Genomic DNA, 25,826 nt, shown 5'->3' on the forward strand with positions numbered 1-25,826 from the left:
CAACTAGCCAATTCACATTCTGAATTGGCTAGACCAATTTATTTAAAAGGAATTGGACAGGCATTTATAAGGCAATGAGTTTTTATCGAATGACTTAAACTATATTCTAGTGTATGTAGCTATATATAATATTTATCTTGAATATTTTCACTGTTAAGATAACAATGATTGGAGCCATAGGAATAATCCAGCTATGTCATCTTTTGATCTACTAGTGACAAGAGACTGATCCATCTAAGGCAAAGGTGATACATTCAACTTGAGAATAAAAACTTTCAACCGCCTGCGTTAGCTACTTGCCTTTTACCGACGTACCAATTCTTAGTGAATGCTGGAAGGGGCACCACCAGCAGGAATTAGACGGTGGGACTGTTGTTATGTCAAGATTGAAATTACTGGTTCACTCTATAGCAGAGACGAATCCAAGGTTTTTCTTAAATGGATTAAAAACATAGTAGCTTTGGTTCACTTTTATGGCAATATTCAAGTAGTTGCGAATTTATTTTGAATTTAAACGGAGGAATTATTATGACTCATACGTACCATTGTTTAGATCTAAGTGACGTGTTAAATCATAAGGCTTGCTCATTTAAAGGGTCGGAAGAAATAGGATATTTAACTATATTAGGATCTTCAATACCAGAGGAATTAATGCCACTTAAACAAGTGTTTGAATATGAATCAATTCCTTTTTTTATGGCTAAGCAAAATATATGGGATAATGTAGAATTAGCTGGCCAAAGAATTTTTTTACCAGAAATTAATGCTTCAGCAATACACATAATTGGAACTTCTGATAATACAGACATGGAAGAAGACGTAGAAATTTACTACAAAAAATCATTGATTCACAGTATTCCTTTAAAGCTTAATTATTTTGGTAATAATCCCTCTAATAGTGATAATGAATGTTTCATTCAATTACCCTTTCTGTACTCAAAATCAATAGTAAATACGAAAGTCCAACCTTGTATATGGTACACTAGACTGATTCTTCCTGAACCGTCATTAATTGATTCTATTTTGCTTGGAGAAAACCCGTGTATGCATATTTTTTCTATAACTGTTGAGAAAGCAACTGGAAAGGATTATAGCGATGGGTGAAAATACTAACAGTAAAGATTTGCTAAAAATTTTGCAGTCATTAGAAAATGATAAATTAAATGCCATAGAGAAAATTCATGTCGCAGTGATAACTAACGTAAACTTACGACCTATATTTGATATATATTTAAAGCATTTCCTTTTACAAAGTAAAATTGATGCGGAAATATCTTTCCTAGATTTTGATGATTTTTTTGTTAGAATATATAGTCAGCAAAGTAAACTTTTTCACCATGAATATGATTATATTCTTGTTTTACCAAATAATTATACGTTTAATGACCATTTATTTAGAATTCCTTATCAATTAGAAGATAAAAAGCTAGTTAATGAGATCGAATTAGTTAAGCAAAATTTACAATTATTCTTACAAACCATTAGGAACGAGTCAGATGCTATCATACTATGGCACCTTTTTGAAATGCCAGTTAATCCAATAGTATTAACAAATTCAAATATCAACAACGCACCTTATCATATAATAAAAGATTTAAATTATTTTATTGAATATGAGCTTACAAAAAGGAATAATTCTTTTGTAATTGATACCAATACTCTATTCCACCGTTTTGGTTCTGATTTTATGTATGATAAACGGCAATGGCATCTAAGTCAATTACCTTATAGTAAGGGGGGATGTAGAGAGCTAACTAGATACATTGCAAGTTATATAAGAATATTTATTGGGAAAGCTAAGAAATGCTTGGTACTAGATTGCGATGATTTATTATGGGGAGGGATTGTAGGAGAAGAGGGGATATCCAATGTTCACTTAAGCCCATTTTACCCTGGCTCCTTTTATTATGAATTTCAACAAGAAGTTTTAAATTTTTATAATAGAGGGATTTTGATAGCTCTTTGTAGTAAAAATAATGAACCTGACGTGATTGATATGTTACAAAATCACCCTCATATGCTAATTAAAGAATATCATTTGGCAGCGCATGAAATAAATTGGGATGATAAAGCATCGAATATTACAAAGATAGCAAAAAAGTTAAATATATCATTGGACAGTATAATTTTTATGGATGATACCGAATTGGAAATTCATCAGGTCAGAAAGCTTCTTCCAGAAGTAAGAGCTATACACATGCCCAGGGAAAAACCGCACTTATTTAAAGATAAGTTATTGGAAGAATATGATCTATCTAATCATTCATTGACTACTGAAGACATAAATCGAACGAAAATGTACCAAGAGGAAGAAAAGAGACAAAATGATAGATCTTTAAAAAGCAAAGAAAGTGTTGAGGACTATTTAAAATCTTTAGAAATGAAAGTAGAAATTTCTATGGCAAGTGAAATGAATATATCTAGAGTTGCCCAACTCACACAAAAAACTAACCAATTTAATTTAACAACTATTCGTTGTACTGAAGATGATGTGAAGGCACTTTGTAATAATGAACACTATGATGTTATTGTTATAAAATTGGAAGATCGATTTGGCAATTTGGGAGTTATAGGAACCTCTTTTATTCGTTACGGCGATGATACTGCGGAGATTGAGCAATTCATTTTATCTTGTCGAGCACTTGGTCGTTCTATTGAGAAAATTTTACTGGCGTATATAATTAAAAGGGTTAAAAGTAAAGGATTAAAGCAAATAATTGGGAAGTACAGAGTGTCACCTAAAAATCAGCAGACAAGTTTATTTTATCAGAAAAACGGATTTCAGAAAATAGACATTGAGGGCAACTATACTAATTTTCATTGTGAGCTATCAAATTATGCTAATCTGGAACAATGGAGAAATTGGATAGAGTGTCGTTCTTTGATATAGGAGAGTATAAAATGGATAAAAATGAAGAACTGTATCTGGCTTGCTATCAAACTCTATTAATTTATTATTTAAAGAAAAAAGTAAATGTTAATTTACCTATTGATTTAATATACTGCACAGCACTAGAAACAACAAGTAGAATTTATAAAGGTAGCTTTATAGATAAAAAATCAAGATTTGACTATGAAAATCAAATGAAATTAGAGAATTTAGAGAAGCTAAATATTAATTTGAAAGTTAGTAAATGTTCTAATTTTAAAGACTTAAAATATAAAATGCTTGAATTACTTAACAAGAGAATAGAAACATTTATATATGTTGATGAATATTACCTCCCTTACTCGTTACAATATAAGAAGCTTCATACTAATCATAGCCAGATGGTTTTTGATTATGAAGAGGGAAGAGATGGAAGTATAATATTCCATACGGTTGATAATGTAGGGGCAACTATTAAACAACAAAAATGTGCAGAAGAGTATCTCAAAATGGGGTTTGAGTCAGTTGATAAAAAATTTATTATTCATTTTGAAGTAAATGAAAGTTCTTTAGAATTAGATAAATTTTTTTTTCTAAGACAAATTAAGAATACGGTTATGAACTATGAAGATAATTACGAGATTTTTTATGATTTTATAGGTAGTTCTGAAAGAAAATTCGAGAAATTACAAACGCAAACTGAAACTTTATCATTTTATTCTCATACCTTTGGTTTGATTTCTGGATCTAGGTATTGTTTCTTAAAGGCAATAAAATCTCTGAATTTTTATAATCAAAAAATTGATTCTTATCTAACAAGATATTACCAAGAAGCAAAGGTATTGATGTTTTTATTTGGAAAAGCAGTCTTTTCATCTAAGTTAAATATTGATAATGTGAAAGAAAAATGTGAATATTTGTTGGAATTAGATAAGAAGCTAATTATGGAACTCAAAAACGTTCTTGAACTATAAATATCCGAGTTTTTATAGAGAATCAGTAAACTGATGCATTGATTTTATTTAAAAGGTGGGAAAATAATGAATGAGAGGACTTTTCAAAATGAGCATTTTAATTGTACTCATATCACAGTAGCGAAAATGTTGCAAAGAAGGGGAGTAGATGAATCACTGGTTTTTAATCAGGCTGGCCTTTACTTCGAGTTTCAAAAAGGACTGACACCAACCATTGTTATTGAACCTTATTTCCAAAATTTTGAGGATAGCATTAAAAAAAATTATGGATTATTTCTAAATACTGAAGAGTACTTTAATATGAATTCATATATTCTGCGTATTGAAGAGCTGTTAGCTTCTAATTATACTGTTGGTGTTTTAGTCGATACATATTCTTTAGATTATAATTTTATAAACGGAGGAGATTTCCATTATCTGCATAGTTTTGAGATTTTGAATAAAAAAGGTAGGGAATTTACAGTAGCTGATTATTTCTATTCTCACACAGAAGAGATGAATAAGAACAGTCTTATAAGTATTTTAAGAGACTTTCAAGATTTTATCTCTGATGGTCGATTATTTTTATTTTTTTTGAAAAAAGGTAGTAAAAAGTCTTTAACTAATTCGAAAGAGGATTACTTAAAAACATTAAAGAATAACTGTAGAGTAATGAGGGGGGAGCGATGTTTTTTATTTGAAAATGAAAATAAATATCCTGGAGTTTTAGGGTTGAAAGCTATTGAAAGATGCGGTCAGAAATTACAAACTTTTATAGGAGATAGCTTTGACAATAGAGACGCACTTATTTCTCATATATATACAAGCCTAAAAGAGGTTTCTAATTCTCGTTTTCACTTCCATAAATACCTATTAAAATTTGAAGAAGAAGAATTAGCCAAATTGTATTTGAAAAGTCATCAGAGTTGGATAGTTTATGCTAATTTATTTATGAAAGCCTTAATGTTTCCTGACATTGATATGAACAGTAGATTGCAAAAGTGTATTGACCGAATTTTAATCGAGGAAAAATATACTTTAGAAAAAATGGAGGAATGTTTGATTAATGGATAAGGAGGTATTAGAAAATGAACCTAAAGCAAATTCTAGTATTCCTAATCAGTATTTGTTTCTGTTTATTAACGATTAATTCAATATTTGCCCAATCTTCAAATTCATTACATGAGGATATTAATGCTTTTGTAGAAGAACAAAAAGACAAATCAAAAATTCCAGGGTTAGCAGTTATTGCAATTAAGGATGGTAAAACTATATATAAGGAAGGAAAGGGACAAGCAGATATTTCCACTGAGCAACCAATTCTGGACTCTACTTTATTTGAAATGGGATCTAACACCAAAGCTTTTACAGCTCTAGCAATATTAAAACTTGAGGAAGAAGGTAAATTAAACCTATCTGATCCAATCTCGAAATATCTTCCCTGGTTTAATGCATCTTTTGAAGGGGAAAATGTGGATATTAAATTGGAACAATTACTATACCATTCAAGTGGTATACCATACTATACAATCATAGATATACCTAAAAGTAATTCAATAGACGCTCTTGAAGAAAATGTTAGACTTCTTTCCGGAGTTGAATTAGATGAACATCCAGGCAAAGAATTTCAATATGCGACTATAAATTATGATGTATTAGGCTTAGTTATTGAAAAGGTAAGTTCCCTTAAGTATGAAGATTATGTACAAGAGAATATTTTAACTCCACTTGAACTTAAAGGCATGACAGTAGGAAGAACAACTAATGAATCTAAGATTGCAACTGGATATAAACTTGCTTTTGGAAAGCCAGTATCTTTTGAAGCTCCAGACTATAGAGGAAATATACCTGCAGGCTATATGTTTACGGATTTAAATAGTATTGAAAAATGGTTGCGTATTCAAATGGGGTTAGAGAAAAAAGAATGGTTCGATATTATTTCTTTATCTCATCAACCTGATCGAAGTGTGCAACCAGAAACAGATGGATCTTCATATGCATCTGGTTGGACAATTTATCAAGACGGCGATGGGATAGCTGCTCATCTTGGTTCAAATCCAAATTATTCATCTCATATCACATTTCGTTTAGGCGATGAAAAAAATGCTGTAGCAGTTTTGGCAAACATGAATTCTTCAAATGTACAAAAAATAGGTCAGGGGATTTTGGAATTAGTAGAAGAAGAAGAGCTTAGTATAAGCGATAGTTTAGACTATTATATGAAAGTAGATTGGGTTAGCACATTGATTATAATTTTTGGATGTATCTTTTCACTTTTTGTTATTTTTTATTAGCACAATTAATTAAGGAGTTAATTCAAAAAAAAAGAAGCTTTCGTAGTATAAAGGTTAAAGATTATGTTATTTTATTAATAGCTACTTTAATGCTTATCATTTATGAAATATCTATAGTATATTTTCCATATAATTTTTTAAATCAGACAAACTGGGAATTTATTCAAGTGTGGGCTCCTACAACGTTATACATAGCTGGATGGATGTTATCTATATTGGGATTGATTTATTATTTCTACTTTCTTTTTTTATTTCTTACAGTAGGATTAAAGAAGAAAATAGTGTTTAATCTTATTCTTTTAAGTATTATAAGTGGCTTGGCTAATTCAATATTAATATTTATTATAAATAATAGTATTGGTTTAGATGATGATGATCGAAATAGAATATTAATGTACTTTGTCTTTACAGTTGCTATTTATTTAATTGGGCAAAGATATGTTCGCTATGCTTTGGTAAAATTAACTAACGATTTTTTAGATGATAAGAGAAAAAAATTAATTGATAAAATAATGAGTTCTGCATATGAAAACATAGAAAATACTGTGAAAGGTAATATATATGCAGCATTGAATGGTGATATGAAAATTATCAGCAGTTCTGTACATTCTGTGGTTACTATTATGACAAATCTTATCACAATTTTTGTATGTTTGATTTACTTAGCATTTATTCATTTTCAAGGTTTTTTACTGTCATTAATAATCATTATCATAGGACTAACAGTTTATTTAATAAAAGGAAGAGTGTCTCAACGCTTTTGGGAAAAAAACCGTGATATTCAAAATGTTTTTTATAATTTAATTGATGATATGGTGTTAGGCTTCAAGGATTTTTATATGCATCAAAGAAAAAGGAAGGATTTTCATAACTATATAATAGAAAAATGCTCACAGTTAAGAAATTTTCGCATAAAAGGTGATTTGAATTTTATAAATGCTTATTTACTAGGGGAGCTTTTGATTATAATTGTTTTAGGGGTATCGATATTTTTATTTCCATTATTAAATAATAACTTTGAATATGTCGCTACCATGAATTTTATTGTTATTTTCCTGTTCATTATTGGTCCTATAAATGGTTTATTAAATACAATTCCTGAATTATTTCAAGTAAGAATCAGCTGGGAAAGAGTAGGATCGTTAGAAAAAGAATTAGAAACATCTTCAAAGCCATTTTTAGAGAGTCAAACTCAAAATAAGGAATTTAATAAGATGGAACTAGAAAAAGTCAGTTACGATTACATTGGGGAGGATAGTTTTACAGTTGGTCCTCTCAATGCTACGTTCAATTCAAGTGAAATATCTTTTATTGTGGGAAGTAATGGTAGTGGAAAATCAACTCTAGCCAATTTAATAATGGGATTATATGAACCAAGTAAAGGTAAAATTAAAGTAAATGGAAAAATTATTTCTTCTAGTCAATTAGGAGAACACTTTTCAGCTATTCATAGTGATTTTCATTTATTTGATCAATTATATGGTATTAAAACTCATGGTCGTGAAGAAGAAATAAGCAGATATTTAAACGTCTTAAATTTAAACGGAAAGGTGAGTATTAAAAATAATAAGTTCTCTACGATTAAGCTTTCTACTGGACAACGTAAAAGATTAGCCCTTTTAATAAGTTTACTAGAAGACTCTCCAATATATCTTTTTGATGAATGGGCTGCAGATCAAGATCCAGAATTTAGAGAGTTCTTTTATCGACGTCTTTTGCCAGATTTAAGAAATAAAGGCAAGTGCATTATTGCCATAACTCATGATGACCGTTACTTTTCAATAGCAAATCAGCTAATAAAGATGGAACTGGGAAAAGTTATTACAATTAATTCCTCTAATGCAAGCAAATAGTTTATAAGTTCTTTATAAATTTTCCATGAATATTTTAAGTTTTGAAATTTATATCTACTGGTGCGCTTGGTCTAGGCATTAAATTAAAATTATTCTCCAAGCAATCTTAGTTCTGTTTCAACCAGCTTAACTCTGTATAATTTTGGGGAAGTGCTTTTTACTTTGATCAAATTTAGGCATAACAATTAAAGATTATTAAACTCATGTTATGTCTATTTTATGATTTACTATAAACGGAATGTTAAAAGTATAGAGTAAAATAATGGAGCTAATTTCCGATTAGCAAAAGTGATATCAGAGGATGTTGAAAATTTACCTTTTTATATAATTTATTGAAAACAAAAAAATATATAGTATAATTATATTAAATCACACGCTTATTAATAATAAGAAAATTTAGATGACTAAAATTCTTCATGACTACAAAAATTATATTATCAAAACGCGCATGATTATAATTGCTCTTTCAGATTCTTGACTATCATTTTTTCCCGTATAATTCGTAATTCATTGGAGTAAGCAATGATCAGGAATTGTTACATACTAATCCATATTGACATGGATATGATACAGTAAAACAAAAGGTTTTCTAAAAGTTGTTTTTTACAGAATTAATCAGTTAAATCAGTTTAGTTTTTTGGTGAAAGTAAGGAAAAGGGGATAATTAGTTTTAATGAGCTTTTAAATTTAACATTTGCTCACTGGTTGAAAACCTAGTATTAATTTATCATTGGACTGCGAAAATAGGTTTAGAGTTTAAATATGTTTCAAAGAGTTTTGCAAATATATATTTTTATTCAATATTTTTTGCAGCAATGTTGAAAAAGGAGGTAACTATGCTGTTTACTGTAAATGATTTGTAGTTAACTGCGTAAGCTATAACTTTCGATATAAAAACTCTAGGTAAATTCTATTTAATATGAATTTGAATCTTTAGCGAAAGGATAGGTCATATATGGAAAATAATGAAAAATACACTATTTTAGAGGTGGGCAAGGATAATATTGATAGATATGGTTTTTTTTGTATGAGAAGCAAAAAAGGAACAACAGGATATACCAATAAATACAATTGGATAGTAGACAGATTTAATGAAAATATAAGATTGAAAATTCTTACTATTGGTGAGAGACAAATCGGATTTATTGAATACATACCAATTGAATATGCGTGGAGGGGTGTTAAAGGCAATAATTATCTTTTTATTCATTGTTTATGGATAGTCGGACAAGGTAAAGGGCATGGTTATGGTAAAATTTTGCTTGATGAGTGTATAAATGACGCAATGAAGTTTAATAAATCTGGTGTAGCAATTTTAGCAAGTGAAGGAAGCTTCATAGCTGATAAGCCCTTTTTCTTAAGCCAAGGGTTTTCTCTGGTTGAGTCTAGAGAGAATTTTGATTTGTTAGTCAAAAAAATTGATGATAGTAGTCTTGTTCCTAAATTAACAGATTTAAATGAGACATATAGTATAGGTAATGAAAATTTCGTTATTTTTAAGTCAGATCAATGTCCTTATATTGAAAATACTGTGCAGATAGTTAAAGAAACAGCAGATGAGCTTGGAGTGAATTGTGAGATAGTTGATCTTAAAACTGCTGAAGAAGCACAAAAAAATCCATCTTTATATGGAGTGTTTTCAATTTATTTCCGTGGGGAAATAATATCTTATCATCCAATAACTAAAAAAGAACTATTAAAAAGGTTAAATAGTTATATTTAATTATTATATAGAAGGTGAGAATATGAAAAATTATGACTTAACTTATCCACAAAAAAGAGTTTGGTATACAGAAAAAATCGACCCTAATACATCAATAAATAATTTGGGGGGCTTTGTAGAAATTCGCGGTGAATTTGATCCACAAAAATTAAAACGAGCAATTGAGGTTTTGATTAATAATTGTAGTACATTTAACATTCAAATTCATGAGGATGATGGGGTACCGTACCTATATAAGGAAAGTACTGATTTTAGTGTTGAAATTATGGAGTTTAATTCTAAAAATGAATCTATAGATTGGATGAAGAAGAATTTTAAATTACCTTTCAAATTAGATAAAAGCTTTCTTTTTCATTTTAATGTAATTAAGATTAATAAATCTTTAGGTGGATACTTTATAAAGCTACATCATTTAATAGCAGATGGTTGGTCATTTCAGATAATTACAAAAACTATAGCAAATTTGTATAATAAGCTTCTTAACAAAGAGAGAATAGATGAATCATTTTTTAATAATCTAAATTATGATTATAAACGTAGAGAGAATGAATATCTGTTTTCAGAAAGATTCAGAAAAGATGAGCAATTTTGGTCTAAAAGTTTTAGTGAAAAGCATTATTCTTATAGAAGAAAAAATCCATCATCTTATTCAATAAACAGAGGAAATAGGTTAAAGTTTAAAATTGATACTGAGAAAAGTAAAAAAATTGATCGTCTAATATCCAAATTAGGTATATCTGCGAATTCATTTTTTGTTGCTTTATTTAGTGTTTATTTTTATAAAGTAACGAATATCAATGATATTACAATAGGAAATCCAATCTTAAATAGATTGGGCAAAAAAGAAAAAAAGTCTATAGGGATGTATACCAGTACAATGCCATTTAGATTTACAATCGATGGTAAATTAGATGTTAACGATTTTTTGAAAGCTGTAAATAAGAAGTTAAATTCTTCTATCAAGCATCAACAGTATCCATATCAGTTATTAAAAACAAATCAAAAGTCAAATGAAGCATTATTTGATGTAGCTGTGAATTATTATAATACTAGTTTAATTAATGAAATTAATAACCATACAATAATTAACCATGAATTTTATAATGGGGTACAATGGATTCCTTTGGAGATTATTGTTAAAAAGTGGTCAAATGATTGTTATGAATTAATGCTTGATTATGATATAACCATTTATTCTGAGAAAAAAATGAAATCCATGTACTATGCTATGGAATATTTAATTAATGAATTTATTGATGAATCTAATAATCAAATTGATGAATTTACACTCTCAAAATTCAATGTTAGGGATAATGATAAAGTAAAAGGGCTTTCTTATCTTTCTATAATTGATATGTTTGAAAATCAAGCTTTTTTAAACCCATCCAAGATTGCAATTTTAGATAAAAAAAAGTACTATACATATTTTGATTTGTATGAAAAAGTTAACAGTTTTGCATCCTATTTAAAAAATATGGGTGTTGGAGCTGGAGAGAAGATAGCTATAAAATTAAACAATTCCATTGAAACAATAGTAGGAATTCTTGCTGTTCTAAAAATAGGCTCTGCTTTTATTCCAATTGATATTGATATTCCAAAAAATAGATTGAGATTTATTATCCAAGATAGTGCCTGTGATTTTTTAATAACTAAAAATTATAATGACAACAATTGTGAACTTGAAAATATGGTAACGTTAATTGATATTGAAAAAGCAACCGATGAATTAAATTATAATAATAAATTTGAAAATAGTAATAAGAATTATTTCACTCAACATTCATTAGCTTATATTATATATACATCCGGATCCACAGGAAAACCTAAAGGTGTTATGATTAATCATAATAATATAAGCAATTATATTCAATGGGCCAGTTCAAATTATTTAAATCAAGAAGAAAAAATTGAAACTTTTGCTTTTTATTCAAATATTGGTTTTGATTTAACTTTAACATCAATTTTTGTTCCACTAGTCACTGGAAATAGAATTTCGATATACGATAGTAAAAGCTCCATTGATTCATTGAAAAGAATTTTTGTGGATAACAGTACTACAGTAGTGAAATTGACTCCTTCTCACTTAAGGCTTATAGATGAGAGTAGTCTAATTAATAGTAAGTTGAGATTATTAATAGTTGGAGGAGAGCATTTCAGCACTTCTTTAGCAAAAAGGATAAGTGAAATCTCTAATCACACTATTAGAATAGTTAATGAGTATGGTCCAACAGAAGCTACGATAGGTTGTATAGCACATACATATGATTTCTATTTAGATAACGATATAACTGTCCCTATTGGTCATCCTATACCTAATACAAAAGCCTATATTTTAAATGAACAGTTATGTGAAGTTGAAAAAGGAGAGGTAGGTTTTTTATTCCTCGGTGGATTACAGTTGTCTAGTGGATATATCAATAATATTCAGCAGAATGAATCAAGGTTTATTAATAGTCCTTTTTTAGAAAACGAAATTCTCTTTAAAACTGATGATTTATGCAGAATAGATTCAAATGATAATATTGTTTATGTTGGTAGAAAAGATAGACAAGTGAAAGTACAAGGTAATAGAGTAGAACTTGATGAAGTTGAAATAAATTTATCAAAGTTTGTGAAAAATAGTGAAGTTTTTGTTCAAGATTTTGTTGAAGATAATATCAATTTTTTAGTAGCTTTTATAGAAACAAATGAACTTATCGATAAGGATTTGCTTATTGATAAGCTTAATTCAGAATTACCTACTTATATGCTGCCTAAAGATTTATTTACGTTAGATAAATTCCCTATAACAAAAAATGGGAAAAAGGATATCAGTAAAATAAATCAATTATATTATACTTATTCAAATAGTTCTAAAGAAGATTTTAAAGAAAATAACTTTGAAAAAAAAAGATTGGTATTAGATGTATTTCAAAAAGTACTTGATTTAGAGGAGATAAATAGTAATGATAATTATTTTCATTTGGGTGGTGATTCAATAAAAGCCATTCAAATCTCTGCTAAGTTGCAGAAAATAGGAGTTCAACTGAAGGTAAAAGATCTTTTGAATAATCCTGTTTTAGGAGATGCATTGCAATACATTACTCACATTGATACGAATAATAAACATGAATTTAAAACTGTGACAGGGGAATTTCCATTAACGCCTATTGCCGATTGGTTTGTAAATAGTGGTTTTAATAATATTCATTATTGGCACCAATCAATCAGCTTAAAATTTACTGAGAAAGTATCTGTAGACACCTTAGTTAAGAATATACAGATGATATATAAATATCATGATGGGTTAAGATTAAACTATAATCCTGAAAAAAATAATCTATTCTATAATAATAGAATAGATGAAAATGTTACTTCTTTCTATGATTTATCAATTAAACCTTTCAATTCTTCAAAAGATATTATAAAAACAATAACAGAAGAGCATAAAAGTAGTTTCAACATTTACGAAAATCAGCTTTTTAAAGTTTTGATATTTAAATTTAGTGATTCAATTATTTTGGTGATGATAGGACATCATTTAGTGGTAGACGTAGTTTCTTGGAAAGTAATCTTAGAAGATTTATACAGTATGATGAAAAGTAATTCATATAGCCCCAGCAAATCAATGTCAATTAAAAATTGGTCTGAGTATATTGCGGAATCTGGAAATAGTGATGATTTAATCAAAAATAACCATAATATTGCTTATCTTCATGGTTCTTTAAAAGTTGATTTTAATAAAGGTCAAGATTTATTAAGAAATAGTGAACTGATGAGTGCATCTATGAGTAGAAAAGAGACTGAATTACTATTAAAGGAAGCTAATATTGCCTATAATACAAATGCTTATCATCTATTAATCTCTAGTTTATTTCTTACAATTTACAAAAATGGATTAGGGCAAGATATGACCTTATTGTTAGAAGACCATGGAAGAACGAATTTAAAAGATGTAGATGTCTTGAGAACAGTAGGTTGGCTTACTTCAATTCACCCAATTTCGTATAGTCTTAATAGCAAAAAGTCTCTAGCTACTTTATTAAAGGAAGTAAAAGAAATAATGATAAATTCGTCAAAACATTTTAATTTCCCTAATACTATTACTGATGAAGAATGCTTTATTTTGTTTAACTATTTAGGAGTGTTAAATGATAATGAAACGGCAAATCTGTTTGAAATAATTGAAATTGATACAGGAGAAGATATAAGTATAGATAATCAGATGATTTCCCCAATTGAAATAAATGCATTTGTAAATAATAATAAATTAAAATTTAATGTCAGATATTCTAAGAATAAGTTTAATAGAACAACAATTAGTGATTTTTTAAACCGCTTGAAAATTGTACTTTTTGAAATTATAAGCCATTGTATAAGTCAACAGAGCATTGAATATACTCCTTCCGACTTTGATACAATCAATTTAACTCAAGAAGAACTAGATTCATTATTTGAGTAACTGATTTGATTATGCATAAGTGTTTAGGTTATATTTTAAAATAGGAATTAAATGATGTAATAGCATGTTAAATAAAAAAATTAATATATTAAAGCTAAGGATTCAATGTAAATTTTACTCAAAATAATGAAGACTGCATATGACATGGGAAAATGGATATACAATAGGTCTTTTGGATATTGAGTTAGTATGTAGTGAGTTTGATTTAGGAGATGAGCAAAATCCTACTTGACGAATTGCTCGTTTTCAGGTGAATTATGTGTGTAGACTTAAAAACTTCTCATGATTGAGTACGGCGGATGAATTTAACCACTTGCACGGTCTTTTTTTAACGCCTTTTGCGGGGAAATGTACCACTTATTGCGGAGCATTTTACCATACAGATAAAGAAAGCTCCGAATATGGTATGCTAAAAAACATATAAGTAGTAATTCTGGATTTTTAATCTGAAAATTGTATTTATTATATGGAAAGGGGGTGACAAATTTGGGGAAAAATCAAATTATTAGTAAAATGAAATACGTGATTTCAAAGGTTAGTACAGATGAAAAAGGGATTTCTTGCAGAGAAGGATATAAAACTATCTCTACTCAATCTCCACCAGCTAAAGGGATTACCTAGTACATGATTTTATTCAGCTAGCCAATTCATATTTTGAATTGGCTAGACCACCATTTTAATTAGAAGACATTTTTAGTGCAATGAATTTCATTGTTTATGTTTAATACATTGGCACGCAAATTTTCAAAGCCACTAAATTGTATACTGTATCAAAATGCATAATTCCTAAATTTTACTCTTTCCTAATATGCAAGAAAAAAACGCCATTGTTAAGATTTTATTTCACTCTGCAGTTAATTCTTTTTTATTCTTTTATGAGTAAACGAAAAAAATTTTTGCTTTCTTTTCCAGCTTTTCATTAATTTGTGATAAAATTTTTCGTCATTTATTTCTTGTCTGTTTAAATTGACAAGCTGTTCAAAATTTAAAGATTTCGGTTGCAATTTAAATTCTCCTTTCTAAATTTTATATTTCTGGACTGAAAGTTGGTGAAAGTACAGTTCGTCGTCATGTAGGAGAAATACGTAAAGAATACAATATTCCTAAAACAACTAGTAAGCGAGTATATGAAGCTATTCCGGATTTACCAATGGGTTTTCAAGCACAAGTAGACTTTGGCCAATGTTGGCAAAAAAATGCTCAAGGTCAATCCGTTAAACTCTATGTAGTTGCGTTTGTCCTTTCTCATTCCAGATATAAATACATGGAATGGTTGAATCACCCTTTTACTACAAGAGATCTTATAAATGCACATGAAAATGCATTCCGTGCATTTGGCGGAAAACCGAAGGAGATGGTTTATGACCAGGATAACATTATTATCGTAAGTGAGAACAATGGGGATATTATCTATACAAAGCAATTTGAGTCCTATCGTAATGACGAGAGATTTCAGGTTTATGCTTGTCGAGGTTTTGACCCTGAAAGCAAAGGAAAGATTGAAAATGTGATTGGATTTATTAAGAAAAACTTTGCAAAGCACCGTCTGTTTACGAATTTAGATGACTGGAATGAACAAGGAAGGTTATGGCTTGAGCGCAGGGGAAACGGTAAGATGCACAATACCACAAAGAAAAGACCGGTCGAAGTTTTCCAAGAGGAAAAACAGTATCTACGACCAGTCAGGCAGCTTATCTCGGTACCAGCCAATGATAAGCAAACATATTTAAACTCAGATTCAAGTATAACAAGGGTTGTGCGAAAGGACAATACTATTTTATACAAAGCTAATCGGTACTCTGTACCGTTAGGTACGTATAGCAATTTCGGTAAGGATGTTCAATTACGAATTCAAGAAAACACACTACGTATAATTGACTCCGAAACAGGAGAAATAATTGGCGTACATGAGATTTCAAATCAAAAAGGAGCATTAATTCAAGAACGTGCTCATAAAAGGGATCGTTCAAAAGGTATACCCGCATACATCGAAAGTACGGCTGATAAATTTGAAGATAAATCATTAGCTCTACACTATTTAAAAGAGATAAAAAGTCAATATCCAAGATACGTACGAGATCAACTCCAGCTAATAAATGAGCTGTGGGAAAGGTTCCCATGGGATTATATAAACCAAGCACTCCCATTGTGTGTTGAACAAAAGTTTTATAGCGCGTCGGAATTTCATGACATGGTAAATCATTTAATAGCCCAGAGACCAGTCGAAATGCCCAAACCAGTGAGCAAAATACAAGCATTACATCACGAATCATCGCATTTATTAGATGTAAAGCCTCCCACAAGAGAGTTATCCGTATACATGGAAATCATGGAGGGAGGTGATTCTTCATGAGTTCGTATAAGGAGCTAGAAGCAATCCTTCGGACGTTACGATTCGTTGAAACGTCCGAACACTTACCGGAGCTGATAAAGAAGGCGGAAACTCAGGCCCAATCGTATACGCAATTTCTATTAGATATAATGTCTTATGAACAGAAAAGGCGGAAAGAAAGGGTAATTGAAAAACGCTTGAAATGGGCTACATTCCCTACCTATAAGACATTAGATGAATTTTCATTACGCGAACAACCGTCTTTAAAGAAAATACAATTCCATCAACTAACTGATTTAACATGGTTAGATCAACTTTACAATCTAATTCTTTTAGGACCAACTGGCGTCGGCAAAACCCACCTAGCCATCGGCCTAGGAATAAAAGCAATTCACGAAGGATATAAAGTTACATTCATATCCATGGGAGAACTAATCCATGTACTGAAGACAGAAGAAATAACGCGTAAATCCCAGATACGACTAAAAAGGATTCGAAACTCTAACTTGGTAATTATAGATGATCTTATGTTTATGGCAATGGACCAACGAGAAGCGAACCTTTTCTTTCATCTGGTAAACGATTTATACAATCAATCATCGATAATATTAACATCAAATAAAGGCCCTAGTGATTGGGGTGAATTGTTAGGAGATCCAGCGATTACCGCAGCAATATTAGATAGAATCATTCATCGAGCTGAGGTAATTCAATTAGGAGGCGACAGCTATAGATTAAAACACAGAAGCTCAATATTTGATAACAAAACTGTTCAAAATTAATGAGCAAAAAGTGTTCAATTTAACTTGACGGTTACACACGTAACCTTCAATAGCTTTGATGGTCAGTTGGATGTTTTCTGATCTTTCGTGTCCGTAACTCGTTCTAACGGATGAGCTTCTCCTTTTTTTAAATAACGATTCAGTTTTGGCATGGACTTACTCCAGAAATGATAGCCCAATCCATCGATAATCTGCTTCATTTCACGGAAAGTAGACTCGATTTTGAAACGATGCCCATATAGCTCAATGATATCCGTAGCTGCAAGCGCTTGATCGGTGCTTACCAGAATTGCTGACCTTTCGCCATAACGGACTAAAACAAAGCGCAGTTGTATTTTGCAAGGGAAAAGTACATAAGATTGCAATGAAAATATACATAAGCTTGCCAGCCTAATTTAATCAGTTATTTCTCGATAATGCATGGGTGATTCTAAAACTATCACCAGTAAAATTCAATATGTGCGCATGATGAATAACGCGATCTACAAGTGCTGCTGTTAATCTGGAGTCTCCGAAAATACGATTCCACTGACTGAATTCCAAATTGGACGTAATAATAAGACTTTTCTGTTCATACCAGGCAGAGATTAGCTGAAAGAAGAGTTCAGCACCTTCGGTGGTAAAAGGGACGTATCCCATTTCGTCCAAAATGATGAGATCAACATTTCTGAATTTACTTTGGAAAGCTCCCAGCTTATCCCCTTTCCAAGATTTTCCAGGTTCCCCACCAAATCAGATACACGGTAAAACCTTACTTCCACTCCTATCTTGCATGCCTCATAGCCGATGGCAGTAGCTAAATGTGTTTTTCCTGTACCTGGCGATCCCGTTAAAATTAGATTTTCTTTTGCTTGAATAAAATGTAGCCTCTCCAGTTCTTTCGCATCTATTCGGGGAGGAAAGTGAATTTGGTCGTGCCATTGAAAAGAAGAAAGAGACTTTTCTTGAAGTGATATGCTCCCTTTATAGTAGACAGAGAAAAAATAAAAATTCTCTCCTATTATGAAGGGAGTATTTTTTATGTCTAAAAGAGCGACCAGACATGAACTGGAGGAACGAATTCAAGTAGTTCGGCAAGTATTAGACAAGAGGAGATCTATAAGTACTATAGCTCGAGAACATGAAACCAATGCGGACACGATTAAAAGATGGGTCCGTCAATATCAGGCTGATGGAGTGGATGGCTTGAAAGAATCAAGAAACTGGAGACCCTATTCTGCGGAATTAAAACAACAAGCTGTCGAGTTTTATCTGTATAAAGGAGGGAGCCTAGAAAGCACATGTAACCAATTTCATATTTCGTCCCGATCGGTTTTACAACGTTGGATTAACCATTATACTAGTGGAAAAGGGATTACATCCACGAGTAAAGGAAGCGTTAAAATGAGCGGAGGACGTAAAACCACATTCAAAGAACGGATAGAGATTGTCCAATATGCGATTGCCAATGATTCCAATTATCATCAAGCAGCGGAGAAGTATAAAGTCTCCTATCAACAAGTTTATAATTGGGTTCGTAAATACCAGAAAGATGGCGAACAAACTCTTCAGGATCGTCGCGGGAAGACATTAGAAACCAAGCCGAATCTGTATCATTGAAGTGGTGACACCCAATTGATCCGAGCGCAGCAACAAGCCGATAATAACAATAATAAACCACTTGTAGGTGGCTTCTCTGGAAAAGCAGGGACGAAATGCACGTAAGATAGAATCGATATATTTTAACATAGGTATGGTCAATCGTCTGAAAATAGGATAAACTATTTCATATTACCCTTTCAGCGATCTGATCTCCTTTGTGGTATGGGAACCTTAGGTTATCAGCATATTCGACAGAAAGGGTTATTTTTCCTGCAAAAAGACAGAGAACTTTTCACTGTCCAGTTATATTTCATAATCAATTGTATTAATCAAAATTATTATTTGAATATTCATTTTATATTTTCTTTGAAGTTGGTTTTATTGAAGCATTTAATAAATAATAACATTAAAATATTGAAATATTGACAGTTTGTATTATACCAATACAGTGATAGTGAATTCTGAAGAGTTGTGTGAAAATGAGTAATGTCTGTTTGTCTGTATTAATGGAAGAAACTAATCAATAGTATGATAGCAGTGATGCTTTGGGAACACCCAATTGATATATCATCATATCTCTTCCCTTTCCATTTGCAGATGCACTTATTCTAACTCACAGCAACTATTTGGTCTAATAACATATCGTGATAAGTTATATTAATCTTTTCCATCCTATTTTTAAGCGTAATGGATATCGGCGAAGCCATCCGGTTTAAAGTCTGCGTGTATATCAATTGCAATTATACACGTAGGGGTATATAGTAAATGTGAGTATGATTGTTTTATAGAAAGGAGTACCCACCATGGACTATGATGATCAGGTGAAAAATAGAGTGAAACGTATTGAGGGACAAGTCAGAGGACTCTTAAAAGCAATGGATGAGGGCAAAGAATGTCGTGATGTAGTGAATCAGATGTCTGCTGCCAGAAATGCGCTTGATCGTGCAATCGCATTAATTGTCAGCAGAAATCTGGAGAAGTGCATTCGTGAAGAGGAGGAGCCTGGTGAAAGTACGGAAGATAATATAAAGGAAGCGGTAAATCTGCTTGTTAAAAGTCGGTAACCAGGTTCCGGAGATAAAAGAGCATCCCCAAATAAATATTAGATAAGCAATGGAGGATTCGTTTGACGCGCCTTGATTGCTTTTTTTCTTTCCAAGAAAGTATATTCATCAAATTTTCACAATAAGGGTGTACCATAGATAGAAACGAGATTTTAAAAATAATAACCGAACTCTTCCATGATAGATAACATAATTTGCGGAAAATAGAATGGAATTAACTATATATGAACCAAAAGTATACACTATAAATCTTATTTTAATTGGAAGAGGTGATAAGTTGTTAAAGTTATTTTCCTGGATACTGGTCATTGCCGGAGTTTTTATTTTAGCGTTTAGTGGTTATCAGATGTGGAGTTCGTCTAGTGAAGAAAACGAAAGACTTTCTGAAGCACATGCGATGCTTTCAGAAGAGAATCAGAGCTCAAAAGAAATAGCGAAGGAAGAAATGCTGGATTTGGAGTATAAAACTGGGGATACGATCGGTTTATTGTACATACCTAAATTAGAACGTGAGATACCTATAGTTGAAGGTACGGATGAAGAAGAGCTTGCCCAGGGAGTGGGGCATTACTATGATACAGGATTACCGGGTCAGAATAAGCAAATACTTCTTTCCGGCCATCGAGATACTGTTTTTAGGAATTTTGATCAATTAGAAGATGGGGATGAGTTCCATGTAAATATGGAATATGGGACCTATATTTATCAGATAAGGGATCATGAGATTGTTCCGGAAGACAATACGACTGTGATTGACCCTTCGCGAAAAGATGAATATTTAACGGTTTCTACTTGTTATCCATTCTCCATGGTGGGGAGTGCACCTGACCGATATGTATTATATGCTTATCCTCAATAGGACAAGCGATGTAACGTCATCTGATATTAACGTTCGTGGTAATAGAAAAATCCATAGAATGTAAGGTTTCTTTCATCAAATTTTCACATTGAATGTATATGATATGTGTGAAATATCCAAATGAAGAGGGCATATATTTATAAAATATAGAAAAACGGGTATATGATAAGAAGCATACATTTTTTTCAAAAAGGGAGCATTTCAAAGATATTTAAACTATGTAGAGGGAGGTAATTAAAATGTATCTCAAATACTTTTATGATAAGCATCTAGCACAAGCCTCTTATATGGTGGGGTGTCAAGCCACTGGGGAAGCAGCCATCATTGATCCAGCCCGAAATATTGAAGCATATTTATCAGTTGCCCGTCAAGAGGGGTATACCATTAATAAGGCTATGGAGACTCATATTCATGCTGATTTTGTATCAGGGGTAACTGAATTAGCCCGCAGAACGGGAGCGACAATTTATCATTCCGCTGAAGGCGAAACAAACGGAGGATATAATTTCGAATCTTCACTTCCCCAGCAGGGGCTTAAAGATGGTGATGTTGTTTCAGTTGGAAATGTGCAGTTAAAAGCAATCCATACACCCGGACACACACCGGAGCATATTTCCTATGAATTAACAGATTGTCCAAATGCTGAATACCCTATCGGAGTTTTTACGGGAGATTTTGTTTTTGTAGGTGACGTAGGTCGACCTGATTTGCTGGAGAAATCCGTTGGAATAAAAGACTCTGCTGACAGAGGAGCTCGTCAATTATTCCATTCGTTACAGCAGTTCAAAAAATATCAAGACTATATGCAAATCTGGCCTGGTCATGGCGCTGGTAGTGCGTGTGGAAAAGCGTTGGGGGCTGTCCCTACAAGCACTGTAGGATATGAAAAGATGTATAACCCCGCTTTTCAACCTGATGATGAACAAGAATTTGTCAATTTTCTGCTCGACGGCCAACCAGAACCGCCAGCTTATTTTGCGAAAATGAAAGAAGTAAACCCTTCCGGAATGACACCACTATCTGAAGTTCCTACGGGGGTATTATTAGATCTGGATGGAGATTCGGTTGCTGAATTAGCAACAGCGAGCAAGAATATGATTATTGATACAAGAAATGCTTATGATTTCTCTAATAGAAACCTTCCAGGAACGATCAACATTCCATTTCCGGATTCATTTGCTGAATGGATGGGGCGATTAGCAAACGATGACGTTGACTTGTACTTTATTACAGAGCTCCACCATATCGATCAAATTCGAACAATATTGACCGGAATGGGATTCGATCGAATGAAAGGGTTCTTTCCGCCTTCGGTAATTGTTACAGCTGGAAAAACACGTTCCTATGAAAATAAAACACCAAAAGAAATCGAAAAAGAGCAGCAAAGGCAAGACTTACAAATATTGGATGCCCGCTATCAAGATGAATGGGAAACCAATCATATTCCAGGAGCTAAACATATTTCCCTTCATAGACTTGCGGATGGCGCTGATAAATTATCCGGTGATAAACCAGTTGCAGTGCATTGTGCCACAGGCAGGCGCTCTGCCATAGCATCAAGTATATTATTGAATCAAGGATATGAGGTGATCAATATCACCGGAGGATTTGACCAATGGAAAAATGAAAATTTAGCAACGTCTAACTAGCAGTACACCAATAAGCTCTGAACCGATTGGTAGAAGATAATATGAAACCCGAGCTTGAAATACCATGCTCGGGTTTATTTATATGAAAAAGAGGAAGTGTGTGCTGAATGCTACCCTATGTTAACATTGATCGATGGATTACTTCTCAATCACGACTTGAATAACATGACCGTTACCAATATGTCTTTTTCCTTCTATTCGATTGACTTCGCCGTAATAAAAATGGATACATTTATGATATTTAATCCAGTCCAGAATTTCCGCTGGATTGTATAACATATCAAAAGACTGGGGGCCTCCTGTTTTATACTCCAGCTGATTTTCAGAATAGACTTCAAACATGACATATCCACCGGGTTTTACTGAATCAATCATATTCTTTACTACAAGCGACTGATCTTTTTTAGGGACGTGGCCAAATACCATAATGGCAGCATCAAATTGATTTTCCGGTATTTTGTCTTTTGTTATATCAACTTCTACAGTTTCAACGTCAACATTATTTTGACTAGCTAATACTTTTGTTTTCTCAAGGCCAATTGTTGATTGATCGTAAGCTGTCACGTCATGGCCAAGCTTGGCTAGGTAAACCGCATTCCTGCCTTCCCCTTCAGCAAAACAACCTACTTTTGAATGATCTGGAATGATACCACTCATATCGTGTATAAAGGCATTTTCCTTTTCACCATAAACAAAATCTGTATCCGCAAAACTATTATCCCAATGTTCTTTTGACATAATTATTTATCTCCTTGACTATGATCTGATTAGAAACGTTTATTTATGATTGGATGGGTTTTGTACATGCTTTTATTACGATTATTGTACAAAGTATTATATAAAAACACAATAACAATACATTATAGATGACTGCAAATTTCGTTTTTTGTAATTTAAATGAGCATGTCATTTTCATCAAATTTTCATATGGCGCTTGTATGATAAAAATGAGACAGATTATGGTTTGGTAGAACAAGTGAAGATTGTGTTATTGCTAGTTCATCATATGAATGATAGGTGGGTTCATTCTTATGAGAGACACAGGATTACCATAATAAGGGATATATGGAGGTTACAGGGAATGAAAAAAGCGATTCTTGTTCTAGTTGTTATAGGTATGCTTGGTTGGGCTGTTTATGATTTTACAAGTTCGAACGATGAAACATCTATGGAGGAAGACAATAGCTCAGGTGGAGGTGAAATGACTTCACCGCCTGCTGCCGATGAAGAGGTCGAGGAGACAGATGAAGTAGGGACTTCGGTTGGTCAAATGGCCCCTGACTTTCAATTAAAAACAATGGAAGGGGAGGAGGCGAATTTGTCTGATTATCGAGGACAACGTGTCATCCTTAATTTTTGGGCAACATGGTGTCCGCCGTGCAGGGCAGAAATCCCCGATTTTCAAAAACTGTATAATAATGAGGATGTGGAAATTTTAGCAGTTGATTTGACAGAAACAGAAGAAAGCATGGAAGAGGTTAACGCGTTTGTGGAAGAATATGAGATGACATTTCCCGTCCTGTTGGATGAAAGCTCCGATGTTGCTAATACATATCAGGTTATGGCCTATCCTACTTCCTATATGATTGATTCCAATGGACATATACAATACGTTGCCATGGGTGCCATGAATTATGACCTAATGGTTCAGGAGTTAGAAAAAGTGGAATAGTTATTTCCGTTTACTAAGTGGCTTGGATACAGAAAGACTGCATTGGTTTAAATGGTCGATATCGGCGGGATTATAGATTGGATAATTCCTGGATGGATATATATTGTAATTATACACTGCGGTGTATATGGTGATTTCGGAATTTATGCGCGAAAACGAGTACCCAGTTATATATTCAGATAAGCAATGAAGGATTTTATACTAGTCGCACCTTGATTGCTTTTTTCTTTCTAATGAAGTACATTCATCAAATTTTAACATTGGTCCTATATGATAAGATCAGCGTACAAATGGGAGGAATCATTTTGTGGTGATAACGAGTAATTTAATGGCCATCGGGACAATTGTTTTCGGTTTTGGGCTTGGTTTTATTATCTTTGTTATGTTTGGTGGTTTGTCAAAGGAAAAACGGAAAATCTATCTGGAAGAAATGATTTCACAACTTATTAATTTGGTCATCTTTGTCTGGGTTGGAAAAATCATATTGAACTTCCCTGTTTTTATAGAGGATCCATTGACCATATTGGCTTACCCCAGTGATGCCAATTCATTTTATCTGGCTTTCCTTTTTAGTGGGTTGTTGTTTTTTTATAAGTCATCCAAGTGGCAATTGGATACATTGTTGTTTCTGGAGTCTTTCCTGCTTGTGTTATTGACAGCATCTTTGACATTTGAATTTATTCAATACATATGGAATGATAATCCATTTGCTTTTGGGTACTTGATTCTACTAACCATACTTTTGTTAGTATTTATGTTTATGCAAAATCGTGTCGCGTCAGGTACATCCATTCTTCTTATATTAACGGTTTGGTCTCTTGGTGTATTATTATTATTGTTTATTCAGCCATTTGTCACTGTATTTGGTTATATGATCACACCATGGTTTTTGGGACTCGTTTTCATCATCGGTTTTTCATACATTCTATATTTAAAAAGAAAGAGGAGATATTCATGGGAGGAATTGAAGCAGACACAATGGTAGTTCTTGGAATGTTTCTAGCGATGGGGGCAGGTGCCTTATCTTTTCTATCCCCATGCGTGCTGCCTATATTTCCAGCTTATATGTCGTATATTACCGGTATCAGTGTGAAAGAATTGCAGGGAGATCAGGATGTGAAAATACGTCGACAGCTGTTAAGTCATTCGTTGATCTTTCTATTAGCGGTTTCATTGGTATTTATCAGCTTGGGTGCCAGTGCTTCATTTATAGGAAAATGGGCACAAGATTTGCTCATTGGAGAATCAGGGCTGCTTATTCAGCGTATCGCTGGTATTCTCATTATTGTAATGGGGCTATTTGTTGCGGGTTGGATAACCATTCCATCATTGATGAAGGAAAAACGACACCATTTCTCCCAGCGTCCTGCTGGGTATGTTGGGACATTTTTAATCGGGCTTGGTTTTGCGGCAGGATGGACGCCGTGTATAGGGCCGATTTTCGGATCCATTTTGCTTCTGGCAGCGAGTAATCCTAGTCAAGGTGTGTTTTACACGGTGATGTATGTGATTGGTTTTGCATTGCCGTTTATTTTGTTGACGTTTTTCCTCGGCTCAACAAAATGGATTGTCAGACACAGCCAGGTGATTATGAAAGTTGGAGCAGTGGTTATGATTATAATGGGTTTGGTGTTATTTTTCGGACTGATGCCGCGTATTACAGGATTCTTGCTTGATCTGGTAGAGGGTACATGGTTATCTGAATTGGGATGATATCGAGATAACCCGTGAAAAAACCAATTTTTATTGTCATA

The 25,826-nt window shown here is 32.4% G+C and carries 22 protein-coding genes; 18 read left to right on the plus strand and 4 right to left on the minus strand.

Annotation, left to right across the window (positions count from 1 at the left end; all coding sequences use genetic code 11):
- Positions 1-528: 528 nt before the first annotated feature.
- The 11 genes from KFZ56_RS05115 to istB all read left to right on the plus strand — a co-directional run bounded on the left by KFZ56_RS05115 (position 529) and on the right by istB (position 17,247).
- Positions 529-1,104, plus strand: coding sequence for a beta-sandwich domain-containing protein (locus KFZ56_RS05115; RefSeq protein ID WP_222640689.1), 576 nt, complete (start codon positions 529-531; stop codon positions 1,102-1,104).
- Positions 1,097-2,890 (plus strand): HAD-IIIC family phosphatase, encoded by a 1,794-nt coding sequence (locus KFZ56_RS05120; protein ID WP_222640691.1) that lies wholly within the window; start codon positions 1,097-1,099, stop codon positions 2,888-2,890. The genes KFZ56_RS05115 and KFZ56_RS05120 overlap by 8 nt, the downstream gene beginning before the upstream one ends.
- Positions 2,891-2,901: 11 nt before the next feature.
- A complete protein-coding gene (locus tag KFZ56_RS05125; RefSeq protein WP_222640693.1) occupies positions 2,902-3,843 on the plus strand; it encodes a cysteine peptidase family C39 domain-containing protein in 942 nt (313 codons plus the stop codon).
- Positions 3,844-3,909: 66 nt separating this feature from the next.
- Positions 3,910-4,896, plus strand: coding sequence for a hypothetical protein (locus KFZ56_RS05130; RefSeq protein WP_222640694.1), 987 nt, complete (start codon positions 3,910-3,912; stop codon positions 4,894-4,896).
- Positions 4,897-4,910: 14 nt separating this feature from the next.
- Positions 4,911-6,116 (plus strand): serine hydrolase domain-containing protein, encoded by a 1,206-nt coding sequence (locus tag KFZ56_RS05135; RefSeq protein WP_222640695.1) that lies wholly within the window; start codon positions 4,911-4,913, stop codon positions 6,114-6,116.
- A 215-nt stretch (positions 6,117-6,331) separates the two neighbouring features.
- Positions 6,332-7,969 (plus strand): cyclic peptide export ABC transporter, encoded by a 1,638-nt coding sequence (locus KFZ56_RS05140; protein ID WP_222640696.1) that lies wholly within the window; start codon positions 6,332-6,334, stop codon positions 7,967-7,969.
- 955 nt (positions 7,970-8,924) lie between these two features.
- Positions 8,925-9,692, plus strand: a complete 768-nt coding sequence (locus tag KFZ56_RS05145; protein WP_222640697.1) for a GNAT family N-acetyltransferase — start codon at positions 8,925-8,927, stop codon at positions 9,690-9,692.
- Between the two features lie 22 nt (positions 9,693-9,714).
- Entirely contained in the window at positions 9,715-14,133 is a 4,419-nt protein-coding gene (locus tag KFZ56_RS05150) for a non-ribosomal peptide synthetase (RefSeq protein WP_222640698.1), read from the plus strand.
- Positions 14,134-14,619: 486 nt separating this feature from the next.
- Positions 14,620-14,754 carry a hypothetical protein gene (locus KFZ56_RS19470; RefSeq protein WP_255584847.1) on the plus strand — a complete coding sequence of 45 codons (135 nt, stop codon included), beginning with the start codon at positions 14,620-14,622 and terminating at the stop codon, positions 14,752-14,754.
- A 529-nt stretch (positions 14,755-15,283) separates the two neighbouring features.
- On the plus strand, positions 15,284-16,486 hold the full coding sequence (locus KFZ56_RS05155) for a Mu transposase domain-containing protein (protein ID WP_222640699.1): 1,203 nt from the start codon (positions 15,284-15,286) through the stop codon (positions 16,484-16,486).
- Complete coding sequence (istB, locus tag KFZ56_RS05160) at positions 16,483-17,247, plus strand: IS21-like element helper ATPase IstB (RefSeq protein WP_222640700.1); 765 nt, start codon at positions 16,483-16,485, stop codon at positions 17,245-17,247. The genes KFZ56_RS05155 and istB overlap by 4 nt, the downstream gene beginning before the upstream one ends.
- A 62-nt stretch (positions 17,248-17,309) precedes the next feature.
- Here istB and KFZ56_RS05165 read toward each other — a convergent pair whose 3' ends face one another.
- The 3 genes from KFZ56_RS05165 to KFZ56_RS05170 are packed head-to-tail and all read right to left on the minus strand — an operon-like array spanning position 17,310 to position 18,308.
- Positions 17,310-17,612 carry a hypothetical protein gene (locus KFZ56_RS05165; RefSeq protein ID WP_222640701.1) on the minus strand — a complete coding sequence of 101 codons (303 nt, stop codon included), beginning with the start codon at positions 17,610-17,612 and terminating at the stop codon, positions 17,310-17,312.
- A gap of 34 nt (positions 17,613-17,646) precedes the next feature.
- Positions 17,647-17,886 carry an ATP-binding protein gene (locus tag KFZ56_RS19475; RefSeq protein WP_255585292.1) on the minus strand — a complete coding sequence of 80 codons (240 nt, stop codon included), beginning with the start codon at positions 17,884-17,886 and terminating at the stop codon, positions 17,647-17,649.
- Positions 17,835-18,308 (minus strand): ATP-binding protein, encoded by a 474-nt coding sequence (locus KFZ56_RS05170; protein ID WP_309228342.1) that lies wholly within the window; start codon positions 18,306-18,308, stop codon positions 17,835-17,837. The genes KFZ56_RS19475 and KFZ56_RS05170 overlap by 52 nt, the downstream gene beginning before the upstream one ends.
- Here KFZ56_RS05170 and KFZ56_RS05175 point away from each other — a divergent pair.
- From KFZ56_RS05175 to KFZ56_RS05190, 4 genes are all read left to right on the plus strand, one after another.
- On the plus strand, positions 18,268-18,846 hold the full coding sequence (locus tag KFZ56_RS05175) for a helix-turn-helix domain-containing protein (RefSeq protein WP_222640703.1): 579 nt from the start codon (positions 18,268-18,270) through the stop codon (positions 18,844-18,846). The two genes, KFZ56_RS05170 and KFZ56_RS05175, sit on opposite strands and share 41 nt — an antisense overlap.
- A gap of 785 nt (positions 18,847-19,631) precedes the next feature.
- A complete protein-coding gene (locus KFZ56_RS05180; RefSeq protein WP_222640705.1) occupies positions 19,632-19,892 on the plus strand; it encodes a metal-sensitive transcriptional regulator in 261 nt (86 codons plus the stop codon).
- 277 nt (positions 19,893-20,169) lie between these two features.
- Entirely contained in the window at positions 20,170-20,751 is a 582-nt protein-coding gene (gene srtD, locus KFZ56_RS05185) for a class D sortase, LPxTATN-specific (RefSeq protein ID WP_255584848.1), read from the plus strand.
- A 239-nt stretch (positions 20,752-20,990) separates the two neighbouring features.
- Positions 20,991-22,400 (plus strand): MBL fold metallo-hydrolase, encoded by a 1,410-nt coding sequence (locus KFZ56_RS05190; protein WP_222640709.1) that lies wholly within the window; start codon positions 20,991-20,993, stop codon positions 22,398-22,400.
- A gap of 138 nt (positions 22,401-22,538) precedes the next feature.
- On the opposite strand, the gene KFZ56_RS05195 is transcribed toward KFZ56_RS05190, so the two are convergent.
- Positions 22,539-23,138: a class I SAM-dependent methyltransferase gene (locus KFZ56_RS05195; protein ID WP_222640711.1), complete on the minus strand. Its 600-nt coding sequence runs from the start codon at positions 23,136-23,138 to the stop codon at positions 22,539-22,541.
- A 343-nt stretch (positions 23,139-23,481) separates the two neighbouring features.
- On the opposite strand from KFZ56_RS05195, the gene KFZ56_RS05200 reads away from it, so the two are divergent.
- The 3 genes from KFZ56_RS05200 to KFZ56_RS05210 all read left to right on the plus strand — a co-directional run bounded on the left by KFZ56_RS05200 (position 23,482) and on the right by KFZ56_RS05210 (position 25,785).
- On the plus strand, positions 23,482-24,072 hold the full coding sequence (locus KFZ56_RS05200) for a TlpA family protein disulfide reductase (protein WP_222640713.1): 591 nt from the start codon (positions 23,482-23,484) through the stop codon (positions 24,070-24,072).
- Between the two features lie 307 nt (positions 24,073-24,379).
- The gene (locus KFZ56_RS05205) at positions 24,380-25,057 is read left to right on the plus strand and encodes a hypothetical protein (RefSeq protein WP_222640715.1); all 678 of its coding nucleotides are present in this window, start codon (positions 24,380-24,382) and stop codon (positions 25,055-25,057) included.
- Positions 25,027-25,785 (plus strand): cytochrome c biogenesis CcdA family protein, encoded by a 759-nt coding sequence (locus KFZ56_RS05210; protein WP_222640717.1) that lies wholly within the window; start codon positions 25,027-25,029, stop codon positions 25,783-25,785. Before KFZ56_RS05205 ends, KFZ56_RS05210 begins: the two co-directional genes overlap by 31 nt.
- Positions 25,786-25,826: the final 41 nt, after the last annotated feature.

It is taken from the genome of Virgibacillus sp. NKC19-3 (assembly GCF_019837165.1).
Classification (GTDB): domain Bacteria; phylum Bacillota; class Bacilli; order Bacillales; family Amphibacillaceae; genus Virgibacillus_L; species Virgibacillus_L saliphilus.

Excerpts from the sequence above, each read along its gene's own strand:
- KFZ56_RS05115 (WP_222640689.1), top strand. The coding sequence starts at position 529 with ATGACTCATACGTACCATTGTTTAGATCTAAGTGACGTGTTAAATCAT.
- KFZ56_RS05120 (WP_222640691.1), top strand. The coding sequence starts at position 1,097 with ATGGGTGAAAATACTAACAGTAAAGATTTGCTAAAAATTTTGCAGTCA.
- KFZ56_RS05125 (WP_222640693.1), top strand. The coding sequence starts at position 2,902 with ATGGATAAAAATGAAGAACTGTATCTGGCTTGCTATCAAACTCTATTA.
- KFZ56_RS05130 (WP_222640694.1), top strand. The coding sequence starts at position 3,910 with ATGAATGAGAGGACTTTTCAAAATGAGCATTTTAATTGTACTCATATC.
- KFZ56_RS05135 (WP_222640695.1), top strand. The coding sequence starts at position 4,911 with ATGAACCTAAAGCAAATTCTAGTATTCCTAATCAGTATTTGTTTCTGT.
- KFZ56_RS05145 (WP_222640697.1), top strand. The coding sequence starts at position 8,925 with ATGGAAAATAATGAAAAATACACTATTTTAGAGGTGGGCAAGGATAAT.
- KFZ56_RS05150 (WP_222640698.1), top strand. The coding sequence starts at position 9,715 with ATGAAAAATTATGACTTAACTTATCCACAAAAAAGAGTTTGGTATACA.
- KFZ56_RS05155 (WP_222640699.1), top strand. The coding sequence starts at position 15,284 with ATGGGTTTTCAAGCACAAGTAGACTTTGGCCAATGTTGGCAAAAAAAT.
- istB (WP_222640700.1), top strand. The coding sequence starts at position 16,483 with ATGAGTTCGTATAAGGAGCTAGAAGCAATCCTTCGGACGTTACGATTC.
- KFZ56_RS19475 (WP_255585292.1), bottom strand. The coding sequence starts at position 17,886 with ATGGGATACGTCCCTTTTACCACCGAAGGTGCTGAACTCTTCTTTCAG.
- KFZ56_RS05175 (WP_222640703.1), top strand. The coding sequence starts at position 18,268 with ATGTCTAAAAGAGCGACCAGACATGAACTGGAGGAACGAATTCAAGTA.
- KFZ56_RS05180 (WP_222640705.1), top strand. The coding sequence starts at position 19,632 with ATGGACTATGATGATCAGGTGAAAAATAGAGTGAAACGTATTGAGGGA.
- KFZ56_RS05190 (WP_222640709.1), top strand. The coding sequence starts at position 20,991 with ATGTATCTCAAATACTTTTATGATAAGCATCTAGCACAAGCCTCTTAT.
- KFZ56_RS05195 (WP_222640711.1), bottom strand. The coding sequence starts at position 23,138 with ATGTCAAAAGAACATTGGGATAATAGTTTTGCGGATACAGATTTTGTT.
- KFZ56_RS05200 (WP_222640713.1), top strand. The coding sequence starts at position 23,482 with ATGAAAAAAGCGATTCTTGTTCTAGTTGTTATAGGTATGCTTGGTTGG.
- KFZ56_RS05210 (WP_222640717.1), top strand. The coding sequence starts at position 25,027 with ATGGGAGGAATTGAAGCAGACACAATGGTAGTTCTTGGAATGTTTCTA.